The organism is Sphingobacterium sp. WOUb80, assembly GCF_050058145.1.
GTDB lineage: Bacteria > Bacteroidota > Bacteroidia > Sphingobacteriales > Sphingobacteriaceae > Sphingobacterium.
Genome location: NZ_CP165617.1, coordinates 4456702 through 4473610, shown reverse-complemented (window position 1 = coordinate 4473610; position 16909 = coordinate 4456702). Strand labels below are relative to the sequence as shown.

The following is a 16909-nucleotide window of genomic DNA, read 5'->3' as shown; positions in this document are numbered from 1 at the left end:
ATTTTTTTAGTTTATTTTCAGTGAATACGTGATATTAATACCCCCAGCGGCAAGCATATCATGTACTGAGCAATACTTTTTAACAGCTAATTCAGCTGCTTTAGCAGCTTTGACCTCGTCAATTTCACCCTTTAAAAAGAAATTGATGTGGATATCTGTAAATACCTGTGGAATTTCTTCCCGGCGTTTACCTTCCACTTCGACCTGGATATCATCAATTTGCTGACGTTGTTTTACCAGTATGCTATGGAGATCAAAGACGCTGCAAGAACCCAGTGCCATTAAAACCAATTCCATTGGACGAACACCTTTTCCTTCACCGCCGATAGCTTCTGAACCATCGATGTTGACTTTGACAGGAGATAATTCACTGCTGGCTTCGAAATGCACAGCCTGGTTGACACGGTTTAATTTGATTTTCATCTTAAAATATTTTATTCTTTTTCGCTCGTTTAGGCTGTGGGGGCATGAAATGATACTTCACTTCCTTTTTTCGATCCATACGAGTTTCTTTCTGTTCAATCTATACTAAACAAATATACAAAAAAGGCAGACGATTATTCGTCTGCCTTTTGTCAGTATGTAGATCACTGTTTATTTTGTGACAGTATCGGGTAGTTTAACACCGCGATATTTTGCTACGTCAACTTGTGGGATCTTTGAGCCATATTTAGAATTGATGGCACTGATAAAGATGTTGGCCATTAGGGCATTTCCAATTGGTGTTAAGTGGATACCATCCAAAGAGAATGCATTTCCAGTAATGTATTTTGCACTAACCGCTAGTCCGTTGATACGAACACCATCTTTTACATTATTCAGGAACTCATGTACATCAGCTAATGCTAAACCTTTTGAGTTTGCCGCAGCTTTGATGGCTGCATTATACTCATTGATACGTGTTTGAACGGTTGTTACCTCCGATTCATCTAGTACCCATTTATCGTCAAGAGGAATACCCTCATACAAACCGGTACCATTCTGACCAAAAACGCCGGCGCTTGATAAGGTCAGAATAAAATAATCTTTATCGGTAGATTTCCGAACTCCTGTTTTTGTTTTAATAAAGATGTCTTGAAAATTCCCTTTACTAGCTGCATTTACCGCACCTAGTAATGCTGCCTTTGTAACTGTTGTAAAATAAGGCGTTGCTGTTACATCTGGAATTGTGGCCAATACTCCTTTTCTGTCCCCCTCAGTCAGTGCCTGTACATAGCCATTGAGAATTCCAGTAAACTGAGCTGTTTCTGTCAATACCGTCGTCGGTCCATCTACCACACCACCATTTGTAGCCCAGCCGAGCGCGTCATTATTTCCAAGCGCAAAACTAAAGAAGGTATGATTTTGCGTGGTGGAATAGGTGAAATATGTTTTCTTCGCATCGGCATCAGGTAGCAACCGCTCGAAATACATGTTTCCAGCGGGAGACCCCATGCCTGCTACCATAGAAAGGTCCATACGCATGCCTGGTACACCAAGGTTGTTGATTGGATCTGTATACTTTGTCAATAATTTTGGTGAAGCTGAGCGATAGGCCAATTTATCCGTTACTTGGGCAGTCACAGGTTGTCCATTGACGAGCGCTGTAAGTGTAATATAACCAGAGCCATTGGCTTGATCTTCACTGAAAAATGGCGATTTGAATTCACCACCCCCAACTTGTTTCAATTGCTCGGCAATTAAGTTGGGATAGGCTACCTTTTGGCCCTCCAGATAAAGTCCCCCATCTGCATACCCTGCCGTCAAAGAATTACCGATGGCAACGTATTTTGAAAAATTTACCGAACCAGCCGAAGGCGTATATTCATCCAACGAAGGCTTGCATGAGGCGATAGCCAGAAGCGCTAATGCCGCACCTATATAAAGTTTGTTTTTTTTCATCTTAGTCAAATTTGGCTGTTCATTACCATTTATAGCTTACACCGATACCAGGGGCAAAAATATTTGTCGCATATGTACCCGAAAGACGGCTCTCCACATTGGTGGACTGGCGGGCTACGATGCGTTGGTACGCAAAAGAACCTGTGACGTCAAATTTTGGTGATGGTTTTATTGTAAAACCTCCCGATATTAAGTATCTGGTGTTGTCTGGTGTCTCGGGATAAACATAGGCACTCTGTTGCACCGGTGTTGCGATTACACCACCACCTATACGTAATTGAAGGCAATCGGAAGCAATGTATTCCAATCCCGCTTTAATAGATCCTGCTTTATCGTATTTTTTGGGTGAGTGTGTATCCTGTAATACGGGTGTATTTTCCTTGTAGTCGAAATCAAGAGCTTTATATATGTCGTAGTTGATGAGTGTTGCATCAACTGCCATCTTCAATTTCTCTGAAATAGGGAAGGCGATGCCCGCGGCAAAAGTGGAGGGCAGTGGTAATTCAGCACTGAATTTATTGCCCGCAGGAAAATTGCTTGCCACCGATTCAGGTACGTCAAAAGTTGCGTCACCATTTTTAAGTTTGGTGACAACTTTGGAGCGGTAACTTAGCGATATTGCAAATTCGTCTTCTAGGTTATAATGGATACCTACGTTATAACCTGTACCAGTTCCAGTCCCTTTTAGCGTTGCCAATCCGGCGTGACCATCTGGGTAAAATACCGGAACAGAATTCTCGAGGTCTACGGTACCAATGTTGTATACAAAACCACCCCCAACACTAAAATTTTCAGTCAGTTTGAAACTTAATGTGGGCTGAATATAGATTGCACGTAGCGAGAGGCTAACCAAACTGAATTTACCTACCCAATCTTTTCCCCAGTCGACTGCTCCACCATAAGGAGTGTAAACTCCAATACCGGCTTTCCACCAGGAGTTTTTAGGCCCAAATGCAGCAAATAATGAAAAAGGAGTTGAAATCTGATTTCTAGTATGATAAACAACTGTACTTCCAACCTCTTGAAATGCAGATTTATACATGACGGCATTGCCGGCAATCGAAATGGCATTATGATCCATTTTTGCTAAGGCACCCGGACTATAGAAAATGGAAGATTCATCTAAAAAGTAAGCAGAGCCTGCTCCCCCCATTCCAACAGCCTTGGGACTTTGTAGATTCACTTGTGATCCTTGTGCAAACAAGAGTGACGGACTTGCACAAAGTATTGAGAATAGTAGTTTCTTCATACTAGTGTTTATTGTTTGGTTAACATTCCTCTATCAAATACAATGCTAACATAATAAATGTTTGACTAAAATTAATAAATGTTGTGTAATATTTTTTTTGCTCGTACCTTTAAGTGCAAGGATACTAAAAATTAAACGATCATATTATATGGCTACAATCACTTTTAAAGGCAATCCAGTAAACACGAAAGGCAGTTTACCACAGGTTGGCGAGCAAGCTCCTGATTTTAAATTAACTGCAGGCGATCTTTCCGATAAGTCCCTAGTAGACTTCAAAGGAAAAAAAATTGTATTAAATATTTTTCCTAGTGTAGATACCGGAACTTGTGCTGCTTCCGTACGGGCATTTAATAAAGAAGCATCGCAGTTAGATAATACTGTTGTGTTATGTATATCGAAAGATTTACCTTTTGCACAAGGTCGTTTTTGTGCAGCAGAAGGTCTAAATAATGTAGTAACATTATCAGAGTATAAAGATTCAAACTTTTCAGATGCTTATCAATTGGCTATTGCGGACGGACCTTTGGCGGGTTTGTTGAGCCGCGTTGTCATTACATTAGATGAAACTGGAAAAGTGTTGTATGAAGAGCAAGTTGCAGAAATTGCTGACGAGCCAAACTATGCGGCAGCTATCGCATCTTTGAATTAAGAAGGATGTGAGGAAATAAGAAAAGCCTTTGCTTATGCAAAGGCTTTTTTAGTTGATGTATATTCGCTAACTATAACAAAGCGAACGTTTATTTTGTTTTTTCTAATGCTTGCAAGATGTCGTTGATGATATCTTGTTGATCTTCTAGCCCCACAGACAGGCGAATGCTACCCGGTTTGATGCCTAAGTTCAAGCGTTCATCTTCCGACAATTTTGAGTGTGTGGTGGAAGCTGGATGTGTTGCGATTGATCTTGAATCTCCTAGGTTAGAGGTATATAAAATCATTTCCAAATGATCCACAAAGGCTTTTGCTCGCTCAAAACCACCTTTGACAACAAAGGTTACAATACCGCCACCAGCTTTCATTTGTTTCTTGGCCAGCTCATATTGTGGATGGCTTGGTAAAAATGGATATTTTACATCCTCAATTTCCGCATGATTTTCCAAGGCCTCGGCCAAAGCCAATGCGTTGGAACAATGGCGGTCCATACGAATGCCCAATGTGTCTAAACTTTTTGATATGATCCAGGCATTGAATGGGGATAGCGCTGGGCCCGTATGTCGGATGAAGAACATCAATTTGTCAATTAACTCTTGTTTTCCGACCACAATTCCACCTAATACACGCCCTTGTCCATCCATATATTTTGTTGCCGAATGGATCACGAGGTCAAATCCATACTGAATTGGCTTCTGGAGATAAGGTGTGGCAAAGCAATTATCAATTGAGAGGATGATATTTGGATATTTCTCCTTGAATTTACCCAGCCATTCCAAATCAACCAGTTCCAAACCAGGATTGGATGGAGATTCCAAAAAGATGATTTTTGTATTTGGCTGGATTGCTTTTTCCCATTCTTCAGGATTAGCCGCGTCTACGTAAGTTGTGGTCACACCCCAACGTGGGAATAGTTCTGTGAAGAGCTGATGTGTAGAACCGAATATTGCGCGTGAAGAGACAATATGGTCTCCACTTTCTATAATACCAGCAAAGGACGCAAATACTGCAGCCATGCCCGATGCAAAAGATAAACCTGCCTCGGCGCCTTCAAGAATACAGACTTTGTTGATGAACTCAGAGGTATTTGGATTGGCATAGCGGGAATAAATCATAGCATCCTCTTCGCCAGCAAAGACCGCCCGACCTTGTTCAGCGCTGTCGAAGATAAAACTTGATGTAAGGTATAAAGGAGTCGAATGTTCGCGAAGTGCTGAACGATCGACCTGTTCACGTATGATTTTAGATTGATCTTGTTTCATGATGTGTAAAGTTACGAGATGAAATTTTTATATTCGTATAATTAGCAATGAAATAACCCATTTTATGAAAAAAATATGGCTTTTGCCTTGTACTATATTCCTAGTGCTTTGCTTTTCCTGTTCAAAGGATCAGGAAATGATCTTTGGATTAAGGCCAAAGGAAATTCCGATCCTTTATTTGCAGTCATCTACCGCTGAATCATTTATGTCAAATGTGGACGAAGTGAAACTGAGTTATCGTGGGAAACAATTGGATCGCATTATAGGGGGATTTTTAGAAATACCTACCGCGAACGGATTTGTACCCTTTTTTACGGATAAGGTGTACTGGGACGTCCGTGTAAACGGAAATTGGATGATACTTGAAAAAAAGAGTTTTGATAAGGAACTTATATTTTCAGACAGGCAGGAGTTATTATTTGAGGGAGGGAAAATTGTCGAGCGTAAAATTTTTGAAAAAGGTATCCCTACCCGAGTATATTCTTATGAATACACAGGTGATTTGCTAAAAAGGGAATATAGCTACGTCGACGAGCAGCTCAGGTCCCAAAAAACATTCTATTTTAATTCGGCGAAGAACTTAGATAGTCTCGTTGTAAATTATCCTAATTCCGCTTTTAAATCTGTTCAGGTATTTGGTGACTATGATACCAAGCCTAATAAGATCAAAGGATTTATGGTGCTGGAAGAGTTTCTTCCCCGAGCCTTGTCAACAAACAATTATTTAAAAAAAACTATCATATTCGTTTCCGAAACAGGTGAACGAAGTCTGTCTGAAGAAAGAAAATGGGGTGCCCAGCTTTTTAATTAATGCTCTACCATCATATACAATTTTTAAGTTTTCGTAATGACCAAAAGCTGTAAATGCTAAGAGGAGAGGATGGAAGAGAACAGTTTCTTAAAGAAAAAAAGCCGGTACATGTACCGGCCTTTCTTTATCGTTAGATTAACTTATTTTTTAACGAACTGCATCACGACGATGTCACCGGAGATGAACGTTAACTCGTTATCTCGCACATCGAAGTTTGTTGTAGACTTTAGACCATTCATAAACTCGTTGTAAGCTGCGTTTTCACAGTGCATCATCGTTGAAACTAATTTGTCACCAATTTTGATTGAATTGCCTTTTTCACTTTCGTAGGTTCCACCAATACCATTACAGCCGTTGTTACCATCTACTTTGTGCTCTTTGGTGTTGAAAGTCAAGGTTGGGATTTTGTCCTTAAATAAATCCTTAAGTTGTTTTCCTGCAGTTTCTGCTGTGGTCAAAGACTTAAGTTCCCAAGTGCCTTCCAAAGACGCATTGTCTACTGTGCTCGGTTTTTGAACGGTAGTAGCCGTGTCGCCCGTACCTGTTGCCTCAGCTTTTTTTCCAGTTGTGTTACATGCGATTGTTGAAAACGCCAATGCAACCGCTAAAATCATTAAATTACCTCTCATAATCATTTTTAATAATATAAAACTTTCATTTTTTCTTCAGCATCAACAATCCAGCAAGAAACCTAAAGGTTCTTGTTCTGGCCAATAAAGTCCGACACTTTCGGAAAAAACATTCCTTTTTCTGCCCTATACTTATAATTATCATGCCAATCTCAAGTATAGCCCAATCGAGCATCTAGTCGAACGCTGTTAACTACTTTATCCTCTATTAATAACGGATGGATGATTTTTGTTTGACCGACAAGCGAAAGAATCTGATTTTTGAGGAAATTATAGCAGAAAATGTACCTAGTAAGGTACAATATAGTTCGTCAATCGACTAAATGGTTGCTTTTCTTTAGCATTAAAAAATAAATAGTAGCTGAAAAACGGTTATGGATGTACAGGATAAGTGAAATCCTTGGCAGAAAATAACAGCATGAATAAGTTGGATTACTTATTTTAAACAATCGATTGATCTGATCTAAAAATACTATTTAATAGGGACATACAGCATAACTGAACAGGGCTTTGGCTACGATAGTACGCAAATGTTACATACAGCATTTTGCAAAACTTCTTATCTTAGGGCTTTACAACCTAATTTTCTAGAACATAAATATAGACTATGTTGACAATCTTGTTATCCTCCATTTTACTTTCCAGCGGGCCTGTAGCCAAATCAGATACTTTAAAAGCTTACGGGGCCTTGCCAACCGAGCGTCAATTAAAGTGGCAAGAGATGGAAACGTATTGTTTGATTCATTATACGCCGACAACTTTCCAAAATAAGGAGTGGGGTTATGGTGATGCACAGCCCTCTTTGTTTAACCCCTCGGCCTTTGATGCAAATCAAATTGCCAAAGCCGCCGCCGCAGGTGGTTTCAGAGGTTTAATTAGCGTAGCAAAACACCACGATGGATTCTGTTTGTGGCCGACCAAGACAACCTCTTACAGTATCGCTTCGTCACCCTGGGAAAATGGAAAAGGAGATATGGTCAAAGATTTTATGCAAGCGACCCATCGCAATGGGATGAAATTTGGTGTATACCTGTCCGCTTGGGACCGTCACGACGAACGTTACGGTACGCCGGCCTATGCTGAAGCCTACAGGCAGCAACTGACCGAATTGATGAGCAACTATGGCCCTTTGTTTACGTCTTGGCATGATGGAGCAAATGGTGGTGATGGCTTTTATGGTGGGCATGAAGGAAAACGTATTATAGATCGGACAACTTATTATGAGTGGCATGAGAAAACATGGCCTATTGTACGAAAATTACAGCCTGAAGCCGTTATTTTCTCAGATATCGGTCCGGATATGCGTTGGGTGGGCAATGAAAAAGGATTTGCTGCTGAAACATCATGGGCAACATTTACGCCGATTGGCTTAAATGGAAAAGTCGCTGTACCTGGAGCCACAGAATCGCACAATGCCGAAACAGGTGACCGCAATGGTAAATATTGGATACCTGCTGAATGTGATGTGCCACAGCGTCCGGGATGGTTTTACCATGAGGAGCAGAATAGCCGTGTAAAGACACCAGATCAGCTCTTTGAAATTTATCTAAAATCTGTCGGTAGAGGAGCTTGTATGAATCTTGGCTTAGCACCAATGCCTTCTGGAACTTTACATGAAAATGATGTGAAGTCATTGGAAGCTTTTGGAAAAAAAGTGAAAGAAACTTTCCGTACAAATTTGGCTAAGGGGGCAACCATCACGGCATCCAATGTCCGTAATGGTGATTCAAAATCCTATGGTACTTCATTTATTACCGATAACGACCGGTATAGCTATTGGGCAACAGATGATTCCAAAACTTCGGCGACATTGGAGATTAAATTAAAATCCCCAGCTAAGTTCGACCTTATTCAATTAAGGGAGAATATTAAATTAGGACAGCGGATAGATAGTGTCTCCATTGAACGTTGGGAAAATAACAGCTGGAAGCCTTTGGCCAAAGCCACAAGTATCGGCGCAAACCGCCTTATCAAACTCGAGCAACCTCAAACTGCAGGTCGATTACGTCTGCATGTTTATGCCCCTGTAGCGATTACGCTCAGTGACTTTGGTTTGTTTAAGGAGTATAACGAGCCTTTTGCATTCAATACCAAAGAGGTGAAAAAGCTGACTGGGTTTAAAATTTCTACGGGTAAATCTAATAACAATGCCTTTATCTCTGATGGAAAACCAACTACTTTTGCCACTGTAGGCGATCAGGGGGTAATTGTTGTCGCTACTGACAAACCCGTTTCTGGTATCGGCTTCCTTCCTCGTCAGGATGGAAAGACGACGGGTACGCCAACACATTATAAGATTTCAACAAGTGCCGACGGCAAAACATGGACCCTTGCCAAAGAAGGTGAGTTCTCCAATATTAAGGCAAATCCAATTTTGCAACAAGTGTTTTTTGATACAAACAGTACCACCAAGTTTATCAAATTTGAACCAAAACAATTTATTGAAGGCAATGAATTAGCGATTGCAGAATTTGAATTGTATGGTAAATAGATTTTTAATGTTCATTGTGGTGTGCCTATGTCATACCACAATGCTTTTTGCACAGCACAATCCGCTTGTACTTTGGTACGATAAGCCTGCTAAAGTCTGGGAAGAAACGTTGCCACTGGGTAATGGACTTATTGGGATGATGCCAGATGGGAATCCTCGTCAGGAAAAAATTGTACTCAACGAGATCAGTATGTGGTCCGGTAGTCCCGAAGATCCCAATAATTATGAGGCCTATAAAAATGTCGAAGCAATTCAGGCGCTGCTTAAAGCTGGCAAAAATGATGAAGCCGAAAAGTTGGTCAATGAAACTTTTGTGACCAAAGGCAAAGGGTCTGGTTTTGGTAACGGAGCATCCGTTCCCTATGGCTGTTATCAGCTGTTCGGTGACCTTTTACTGGATTATAAATTGCCTGTCGGAACGATCGAAGATTATAGACGTTCTTTGGACCTGGCTACAGCTTCTGCACAGACCTCATTCAGGATCAACGGACAGCAAATCCAACGTCGCTATTATACTTCTTTTGACAAAAATGTTGGTGTTATCCAATTGGACCAAAATAAGGATGTCTTGCAAACGCTTGATTTATCGTTCCAGCGGAAAGAAAATATTGACCGTTATACACTCTTGAATGATGGAATTCTGATAGAAGGATCATTGCCAGATGGAAAAGGCGGCAAAAACCTCAAGTTCGTAGGCTTAATTCAGGTAAAAGGCAAGAATTTGCAGATTAGTAAGAAAGATCAAACCCTAGAAGTATCTGCAAAAGGCGATCTTTCGATCTATTTTTCAGCCAGTACTTCTTATTATGGAAAGGATCCATTACCGGTGGTGAAAGCTGCCGTTGCTGCAGCAAAAACCGCTGATGAGCAGAAAGTATATCGGAACCATCTCGCTGCATACCAAAAGATCTTCAATCGCGTAAATCTTAATTTGTTTGGAAATACGGCGAATAACGCTATTCCTACCAATGAACGGATTGCCAATTTCTATAAAAATCCAGTTCAGGATCCTGATCTGGCCACGATTTATTATCAGTATGGAAGGTATTTGAATATTTCAAGTTCAGCGCCGAAAAATGCAAATGCGCTCCCTCCAAACCTACAGGGATTATGGGCTAATCAGATCAATACACCTTGGAATGGGGACTATCATCTCAATATCAATGCGCAGATGAACCATTGGGGGGTAGAGGTCAACAATCTGAGCGAATATCATAAGCCTTTTATCGAAATGATAAAGCGGATTGCAAAGACAGGCGAACAGACCGCAAAAGCATACTATAATGCACCGGGTTGGGTGGTCTATATGATGACCAATGTCTGGGGCTATTCTGCACCGGGCGAGCAGGCTTCCTGGGGAGCGAGTACAGCATCGGGCTGGCTATGTAACCATCTTTGGGAACATTACCTGTTTACTGGCGATAGAAATTACCTCAAAGAAATTTATCCGATACTCAAAGGAGCGGCAGAGTTCTACGATCATACACTTGTTCAGGATCCTAAAACGGGCTGGTGGGTAACCTCGCCTTCGGTCTCACCCGAAAATGCGTTTCGGATGCCCAACGGGAAAGTTGCAGCGGTTGTGATGGGACCTACGATCGATAACCAGATTGTAAGGGAGTTATACCAGGCCCTGATCCAGGCTGATTCTATCCTCGCAATGAAAGATAGTTTTGTAGGGACCTTGAAAACGAAACTAAAAGATATCCCGCCACCTGTTGTGATCAGCGCATCGGGGCGTGTGATGGAATGGCTCGAAGATTATCAGGAAGTTGAACCGAAACATAGACATGTTTCACATTTATACGGCCTGTATCCCGCAGCGTTTATATCACCACAGACGACACCTGAATGGGCTGAAGCTGCACGTAAGACGCTCGCTGTACGTGGTGATGAAGGCACGGGCTGGTCGAGAGCCTGGAAGATATTGTTTTGGGCGAGATTGCAGGATGGGGATCATGCGCTGGAGATTTTAAGGCAGTTGCTCAAGCCGGCATTTACCAATGAAACAACTTACCAAGGAGTTGGAGCAGGCACTTACCCCAATTTGTTCTGTGCACACCCACCTTTCCAGATCGACGGAAACTTTGGCGGAGCAGCAGGTATTGCCGAAATGTTGATCCAGAGCCACAATGGTTATATCCATCTATTGCCAGCTTTGCCTAAAGCCTGGTCAAAAGGAGAGGTTAAAGGGCTCAAGACCCGTGGAAACTATACGGTAGACATTGCATGGGAAAATGGTAAGGTCTCTGCATTGCAGATTAAAGGTAAAAAGGGAAAGATCCGCATATTTGAAAATGGAAAATACAGGGATTATGAAGTTCGTTAACTATTTGTGTTTGATCTCCGTACTAGCTTTGGGGACAACAAGCTGTTCCCAAAAGGCAGAATCAGCAAAGACAGCCGCCTTGTTGAAGAGTTTCAGCTATAAGGTAAGCGGAAAAACCACCGCCAAGGATGGAACTCAGGTGAGCCTTGTGGACCACGACAATAAATTGCAGCAATTTGTAAAAACACAGGTCGCCAACGGGCAATTTGTTCTGGAAGGCGAATTGGCTATGGCCGGATTTTATGATATCCAGATAAAGGGAATGGAACCCTACACTTTAGTTATCGAAGGTGGCAGTGACTACGATCTGAAAGAAGAGCATGGAAAATTTACGTTGACAACATCCTCTCAGAACGCCAAGGATTTTGTGGAGTTTAATGCGAACTACCAACAGCGGGAACAGGAGGAAAAAAATAAAACGGCAAATAAAAGCCAACAGGTAAGGCAGTTGGAGAGCCAGTTGCCTTCGATGGCTGCGAGAAATGATGGTTCCTATGAAAAAGCAGTGGACGAAATACAACGCTTAAGTGGTAAAGCTGCATTTAATCCACGCACGCTATATGCCGATTTTATTCTCGATAGTACCCATCGATCATCCTTGGTATTGCCTTATTTTTTTAAATACATCTCCCTGGATCAGACGAATTATAAAAAATTCGATGCAGCATTACAGGGTTTTGATACAGATTTACAAAAACATCCCTATTTCAAGTTCGCTCGCGAGAAAGTCGATAAGGTGAAAGATTTTTATGAAAATATGCCTGTATTTCCTTCGATTACTCCAATGAATGTACAAAGGGATACCTTGGACCTGAAGGATATTTCAAAAGCCAAAATGCTAATTGCCGCATTTTGGAAAGCATCGAATACCAATAGTAAGGCTGATATCAGGATGTTACGAACAAAGGAATCTCAATTGAATACTTTGGGGGTACGTGTGATCTACTTTTCGCTGGATAAGGATCTGGACAAATGGACGAAAGCAAGCAAAGATCTTGCATTGGGAAAACAAAGCTACTTTTTGAACTATAATGATCAGGCAGCGATGGAAAACAATTTCGGAATAGACCGTACGCCAAGCTATCTTTGGATAAACCCGCAGACGTTACAGATTTTATCCTTGAGTGGTGAAGATCCGGCTATGCCACAGTTTTTAGGGAAGGTAAAGGAATTTCTTGCTAAAAATTAACGTTTATTGTCTTAAAAAAACCTTACATTTGAATTAACTGTTTAATATTTGTTAGTTCAATACGTGATGAAAGTTGTTCAATTTACAGTTCCGGTTGTTTATCAAGGATCTATTTGTGTGCAGGAAGACATTCTGCCTTCATTCTATAGTAATTACCACCGACACAAGGAAATCCAGCTGACCTATATTTTGAAAGGCCGGGGAACCTTTATGATTGGCAACTTTACACACAGTTTTGAAGAGGATGAGATCTATATCGTTGATGCGGATGAACCGCATATGTTCAAAACAGGAGAGGATATAAAGGATGGTATTCATGCCATCCATATTTTTTTCGACTATGAACATTTTAAATCCTTTTTGGATTTCCCTGAGTTTGATGATGTCAAATATTTTTTAGAGCACATTAATGTCAGTAAGAAATTGGATGCGGAGCACTCTGTCACGCTAAAAGAAAAATTTGTGCAGATCAATGCGAGTGCTGGTATCGATCGCTTGCTATCGTTGGTGAAGCTGATTAATTTTTTAAGTAAAAAAGTAGATCAGTGGACTTCATTATACACCGGTATTCCACAGAAGAAATTCTCTGATGCCGAAGGATTGCGGATCAACGAAATATTCCAATATACTTTTCAACATTTTGGAGACAAGATTTCCCTAGAGGATATTGCTGCGGTAGCGCATATGACGCCACATGCATTTTGTAAGTATTTTAAGAAACATACCCGAAAAACTTATGTTACCTTCCTCAATGAAATCCGCATTGAACGCGCCTGTAAAATGTTGATTGACGAATCTTCAGAAAGTGTTTCCAATATCGCTTTTAAAACGGGGTTTAACAATGTTGTCAACTTTAATCGGGTGTTCAAGAAAATAACCAAACTTTCGCCCAGTGAATATGTCCAGGAACATCGCATGCGTGATTAGACTGTTTGATGGACGTGACTAGCTGTTTGATGGAATAGTCTGCATGGTAATTCCGGGCTGTTTCGGCAGCCTCATCAGGTTGATTTTTGATAGGTATATCCAACGAAGATCACAAGAATGGCTTTGTTGACAATATCGGAGAAAGACTCGTCAATAAAATTTAAAGATAGCAGGTGTTAAAATGTTATTTTTGAACGTTAACGATAACCACTCCGATGAATAAAAATCTATTTTTTGTCTTTATAGCCTTATTTGTATCGCTGATGCAGGCGCGGGCTCAAAATTCTCTTTTTAAGATCGATACACTGCAATACCAGGGGACGGATAAGCATATTGTCAATCTGGTCATTTTGGGGGATGGTTACACTAAAACACAGCTGGATGATTACGCTGCGGATGCCAAGCAGTTTACCGACTATTTTTTCTCGATCGAACCCTTCAAACAATACAGCAGTTTTTTTAATGTGTTTGCTATTCGGACGATTTCCGAAGAATCTGGTGCAGCGCACGATTGCAAAGCAGGGGACTGTGTACATGGGGAAACCGATTTGAGTAAATATCCACCACGCTACAACAAGTTTACACGCGATCATGCTGTTCCGGTTGCTCATCCGAATACGATCTTTGGAAGCAGCTTTGACAATGGTGGTTTACATCGTTTGGTTGTACCTCAGAAAAATGATCGTATTGAAGAGGTATTGAAAATGCATATTCCCAATTATACCCAGGTCGTTGTATTGGTTAATTCTCCATTTTATGGTGGTTCAGGAGGGAAATGGGCAACTTCTACGGTTAATTTTAAGAGCAATGACATCGCTGTACACGAAATTGGACATTCCTTTGCCCAGCTTGCAGATGAGTATTGGGCTGGAAATCAATATGCTATTGAATCTGTAAACCGTTCACAGTCTGCAGATACAAGTCAGGTCCCCTGGAAATACTGGCTTGGAAAAGACGGAGTTGGTATTTACTCTTATGGTGGTAAAGGTTCGCCTTCCAACTGGTTTAGACCACATGAATATTGTAAAATGCAATATCTAGTCGCTCCATTTTGTCCTGTTTGTCAAGAACAATTTGTGGCTTCCATCAAGAAAAAGTCAAGCCCATTTATTCAGGTGAAACCTCGGTTAGACCAGCCCCTTACTTTGGATAGTGTTCAGAAGTTTTCGCTGCGGCTGGCAAAACCTTCCCCCAACACCTTTAAATTGTCCTGGTTGTTAAATGATGAAACCATTGCGACCGACATTGATTCGATTTATCTCGATCCAGGAATGCTAAGCGTTGGGGCGAATACGTTGAAGGTAATGATTCAAGATACGACAAATCTATTACGTAATCCATCCTATGTCAAGCATCGGGATTCGGTTGTGTGGACTTTTAATCAGGTCAAATTGATTGATTTAGCGAAACCATCGACCACATGGGGTGATACATTGGAAACCTGTTATGGTGGTGCTCAGGTGCTTACGGTAAAGCATGCTGTTGCCGGACTTGAATATCGCTGGTATGATGCCGCTACAGGGTTTTGGGAAAAGACGGGCAATAATATTATTTTGCAAAATATTGTGGAATCAAAAGTATACCTCGTCCGTGGAATTTGGGACGATCGGGTTTCCGAGAAAACAAAAGTTCACATCAACATATTGAAGAAAATTGATAAGCCAAAGAATATTCAGGTTAAAATCGACAAGAAGAAAAATACGGTAAAGTTGACGGTAAAGGATAAAGTTGATGTACGTTATAACTACATCTGGTTGAATGAAGATGGCAGTCCGATCTATGAGTGGGATGAATTTAATGGCGAGTATGTGCGTCCAACAGGAGTAAATAATGTGCTTACCATAAAATTAGCCACTTCTTCGAGAAAGGTATACGTCCAAAAAATCGACAAAGAGACCACCTGCAAAAGTGAAAAAACAATTGTAACTTTTTAGTTGCACTATTGTAATGGAATGATTTATAAGTTAATTTTAATCTGCCGGTTAATTAACTTATAAATCATTTATATTTATGAAGAAAAAATCCAAGTCGACTTGGTGTATTTTTTCATGTGTATTCATCCTGGTTTTAGCCGCAATGCCGTCGTGCAAAAAACACGCAAAACTTCCCGATGAAAACGATGAAACAATTCATGCGGTAAAATTCAAAATCAAGGATTTTGAAACGATTGTTACTCCCCTAAAAAAACAATCATCCAATGCAAAGCGAGCCGCCCTGAATGGCGCAGCATCCGAAGACCACCTTCTGTACCACTGGACGTTTGACAATAGTAACACTGTTCCTGAAGTGGCACTCGATGCCGCTGTTTTGATCGATTACGACAATGGAAAGATGAACTATGATTTTCTTGGCGGTTGGCCTACATCTGGAAAAGCCATTAACTTCAAAGGAGGCAAAGAGATCCTAGTCAAAATCCCTACCACAGGTATTCATTCCTTAGGCAACTGGACCTTTGATGTCAATAGCTCGAGTACGGGGCCAAGGGCACTACTCTTGAGCTATTCTCTGGATAAGGGGAGTAGTTTTTCCGTGCTCTCAGACACAATCAAGTATCCAACGGATCTATCACTTTCAGCTAAATTCCCCGTAAGTGCGTCGTTGGGGGGTATTTCTATTGGCAATAGCAAGGAGCTTTGGTTGAAAATTTCATTATTTGCAGGTAACCGGGATGGGGGAGTGGGTTACAGTCCAACTACGGGTACGTTTAAGATGGATAACTTGATGATTTACGGACAAGTCAACCCCGCCGCTCTGCCCAGCAAGTTTTACTATCATGTGTTCGATGCAAAATCGAAGGCGATGGTCAAATCCGGCGTGCTTAATTCGCAGGAAACTTTTGATGTTGAATTGCCAAATGGAACCTATTACCTGAGTCTGATTGCTAAAAATTCGACATTACCGCTGATCATGGCAGAGGCTGTGGATTTTGAGCATTTTTACACTACGAATGCTTTTTCTGAACAATCTGCGGAGTTATTTGCTGGTCGGGACACTTTTGAAGTGAAGGGGGAGCTAGAGCGGGTCCTTAACTTAAACCGGATTTACAGCGAAGTTAAGTTGAGCTTTACAGACAGCGAAGATCTAAGTGTGATCGACAGTATTCAGGTGAAGCAGCTTCATCCTGCATTTCATTATTATCCTTTTATGACGCATAGTAACGATCAGGTTGATGAAAGTGTGCTGACTGTTGTTCCCCATTTCACAGCAGCGGATCAAAGCTTTGCTTTTAATCAATTTATGGGCTATTATCTCGATAACAAGGCTATTAGATATCAGTTCCGAGTTTTTAAAGACGGCCAACTGCTGCGTACATTTGAATTGGGAAGCGAAATCCGAAATAATGTTCAAATACAGTTTAAGGGCAAATTGCTGGAGACAGCCAATGGGAATTTGGGTTTTCAGGTCGTGAAGAACGAACAGTGGGACGATCATATTGTGATCGAATACTAGCACAGTTATTGTACTTAGCATCTAGCCGCCCTACATCTATTAA

General features: G+C 41.0%; 13 protein-coding genes. 8 read left to right on the top strand and 5 right to left on the bottom strand.

The genetic code is table 11. From position 1 onward, the window contains the following. Positions 1-6 precede the first annotated feature (6 nt). The 3 genes from AB1Z56_RS18610 to AB1Z56_RS18600 form a co-directional block, all read right to left on the bottom strand. Positions 7-423, bottom strand: coding sequence for an OsmC family protein (locus AB1Z56_RS18610; protein WP_070570243.1), 417 nt, complete (start codon positions 421-423; stop codon positions 7-9). A 171-nt stretch (positions 424-594) separates the two neighbouring features. After that, positions 595-1881: an SGNH/GDSL hydrolase family protein gene (locus AB1Z56_RS18605; protein ID WP_426789853.1), complete on the bottom strand. Its 1287-nt coding sequence runs from the start codon at positions 1879-1881 to the stop codon at positions 595-597. 22 nt (positions 1882-1903) lie between these two features. Then, a complete protein-coding gene (locus AB1Z56_RS18600; protein ID WP_309365701.1) occupies positions 1904-3130 on the bottom strand; it encodes an OmpP1/FadL family transporter in 1227 nt (408 codons plus the stop codon). A gap of 148 nt (positions 3131-3278) precedes the next feature. On the opposite strand from AB1Z56_RS18600, the gene tpx reads away from it, so the two are divergent. After that, positions 3279-3779, top strand: a complete 501-nt coding sequence (gene tpx / locus AB1Z56_RS18595; protein WP_120335038.1) for a thiol peroxidase — start codon at positions 3279-3281, stop codon at positions 3777-3779. An 88-nt stretch (positions 3780-3867) separates the two neighbouring features. Here the strand turns inward: tpx and AB1Z56_RS18590 are convergent, their stop codons facing one another. Further along, complete coding sequence (locus AB1Z56_RS18590; RefSeq protein WP_309365703.1) at positions 3868-5040, bottom strand: trans-sulfuration enzyme family protein; 1173 nt, start codon at positions 5038-5040, stop codon at positions 3868-3870. Between the two features lie 64 nt (positions 5041-5104). Between AB1Z56_RS18590 and AB1Z56_RS18585 the strand changes: the two genes are divergently transcribed. Beyond that, on the top strand, positions 5105-5851 hold the full coding sequence (locus AB1Z56_RS18585) for a hypothetical protein (protein ID WP_309365705.1): 747 nt from the start codon (positions 5105-5107) through the stop codon (positions 5849-5851). Between the two features lie 140 nt (positions 5852-5991). On the opposite strand, the gene AB1Z56_RS18580 is transcribed toward AB1Z56_RS18585, so the two are convergent. Continuing rightward, a complete protein-coding gene (locus AB1Z56_RS18580) occupies positions 5992-6480 on the bottom strand; it encodes an META domain-containing protein (RefSeq protein WP_309365706.1) in 489 nt (162 codons plus the stop codon). 607 nt (positions 6481-7087) lie between these two features. On the opposite strand from AB1Z56_RS18580, the gene AB1Z56_RS18575 reads away from it, so the two are divergent. The 6 genes from AB1Z56_RS18575 (at position 7088) to AB1Z56_RS18550 (ending at position 16866) form a co-directional block, all read left to right on the top strand. Then, positions 7088-8971, top strand: a complete 1884-nt coding sequence (locus AB1Z56_RS18575; protein ID WP_426789852.1) for an alpha-L-fucosidase — start codon at positions 7088-7090, stop codon at positions 8969-8971. After that, positions 8961-11300: a glycoside hydrolase family 95 protein gene (locus AB1Z56_RS18570; protein ID WP_309365710.1), complete on the top strand. Its 2340-nt coding sequence runs from the start codon at positions 8961-8963 to the stop codon at positions 11298-11300. The genes AB1Z56_RS18575 and AB1Z56_RS18570 overlap by 11 nt, the downstream gene beginning before the upstream one ends. Continuing rightward, positions 11287-12489, top strand: a complete 1203-nt coding sequence (locus AB1Z56_RS18565) for a DUF4369 domain-containing protein (RefSeq protein WP_426789851.1) — start codon at positions 11287-11289, stop codon at positions 12487-12489. The genes AB1Z56_RS18570 and AB1Z56_RS18565 overlap by 14 nt, the downstream gene beginning before the upstream one ends. Positions 12490-12555: 66 nt before the next feature. Continuing rightward, positions 12556-13416: a helix-turn-helix domain-containing protein gene (locus tag AB1Z56_RS18560; protein ID WP_309365713.1), complete on the top strand. Its 861-nt coding sequence runs from the start codon at positions 12556-12558 to the stop codon at positions 13414-13416. Positions 13417-13631: 215 nt separating this feature from the next. Beyond that, positions 13632-15350: a M64 family metallopeptidase gene (locus AB1Z56_RS18555; RefSeq protein ID WP_426789850.1), complete on the top strand. Its 1719-nt coding sequence runs from the start codon at positions 13632-13634 to the stop codon at positions 15348-15350. 76 nt (positions 15351-15426) lie between these two features. Beyond that, positions 15427-16866, top strand: a complete 1440-nt coding sequence (locus AB1Z56_RS18550) for a hypothetical protein (RefSeq protein WP_426789849.1) — start codon at positions 15427-15429, stop codon at positions 16864-16866. Positions 16867-16909: the final 43 nt, after the last annotated feature.

What these genes read in the sequence shown, in the direction of transcription:
- AB1Z56_RS18610 (WP_070570243.1), bottom strand. Translation starts at nt 423, where the DNA reads ATGAAAATCAAATTAAACCGTGTCAACCAGGCTGTGCATTTCGAAGCC.
- AB1Z56_RS18605 (WP_426789853.1), bottom strand. Translation starts at nt 1,881, where the DNA reads ATGAAAAAAAACAAACTTTATATAGGTGCGGCATTAGCGCTTCTGGCT.
- AB1Z56_RS18600 (WP_309365701.1), bottom strand. Translation starts at nt 3,130, where the DNA reads ATGAAGAAACTACTATTCTCAATACTTTGTGCAAGTCCGTCACTCTTG.
- tpx (WP_120335038.1), top strand. Translation starts at nt 3,279, where the DNA reads ATGGCTACAATCACTTTTAAAGGCAATCCAGTAAACACGAAAGGCAGT.
- AB1Z56_RS18590 (WP_309365703.1), bottom strand. Translation starts at nt 5,040, where the DNA reads ATGAAACAAGATCAATCTAAAATCATACGTGAACAGGTCGATCGTTCA.
- AB1Z56_RS18585 (WP_309365705.1), top strand. Translation starts at nt 5,105, where the DNA reads ATGAAAAAAATATGGCTTTTGCCTTGTACTATATTCCTAGTGCTTTGC.
- AB1Z56_RS18580 (WP_309365706.1), bottom strand. Translation starts at nt 6,480, where the DNA reads ATGAGAGGTAATTTAATGATTTTAGCGGTTGCATTGGCGTTTTCAACA.
- AB1Z56_RS18575 (WP_426789852.1), top strand. Translation starts at nt 7,088, where the DNA reads ATGTTGACAATCTTGTTATCCTCCATTTTACTTTCCAGCGGGCCTGTA.
- AB1Z56_RS18570 (WP_309365710.1), top strand. Translation starts at nt 8,961, where the DNA reads ATGGTAAATAGATTTTTAATGTTCATTGTGGTGTGCCTATGTCATACC.
- AB1Z56_RS18565 (WP_426789851.1), top strand. Translation starts at nt 11,287, where the DNA reads ATGAAGTTCGTTAACTATTTGTGTTTGATCTCCGTACTAGCTTTGGGG.
- AB1Z56_RS18560 (WP_309365713.1), top strand. Translation starts at nt 12,556, where the DNA reads ATGAAAGTTGTTCAATTTACAGTTCCGGTTGTTTATCAAGGATCTATT.
- AB1Z56_RS18555 (WP_426789850.1), top strand. Translation starts at nt 13,632, where the DNA reads ATGAATAAAAATCTATTTTTTGTCTTTATAGCCTTATTTGTATCGCTG.
- AB1Z56_RS18550 (WP_426789849.1), top strand. Translation starts at nt 15,427, where the DNA reads ATGAAGAAAAAATCCAAGTCGACTTGGTGTATTTTTTCATGTGTATTC.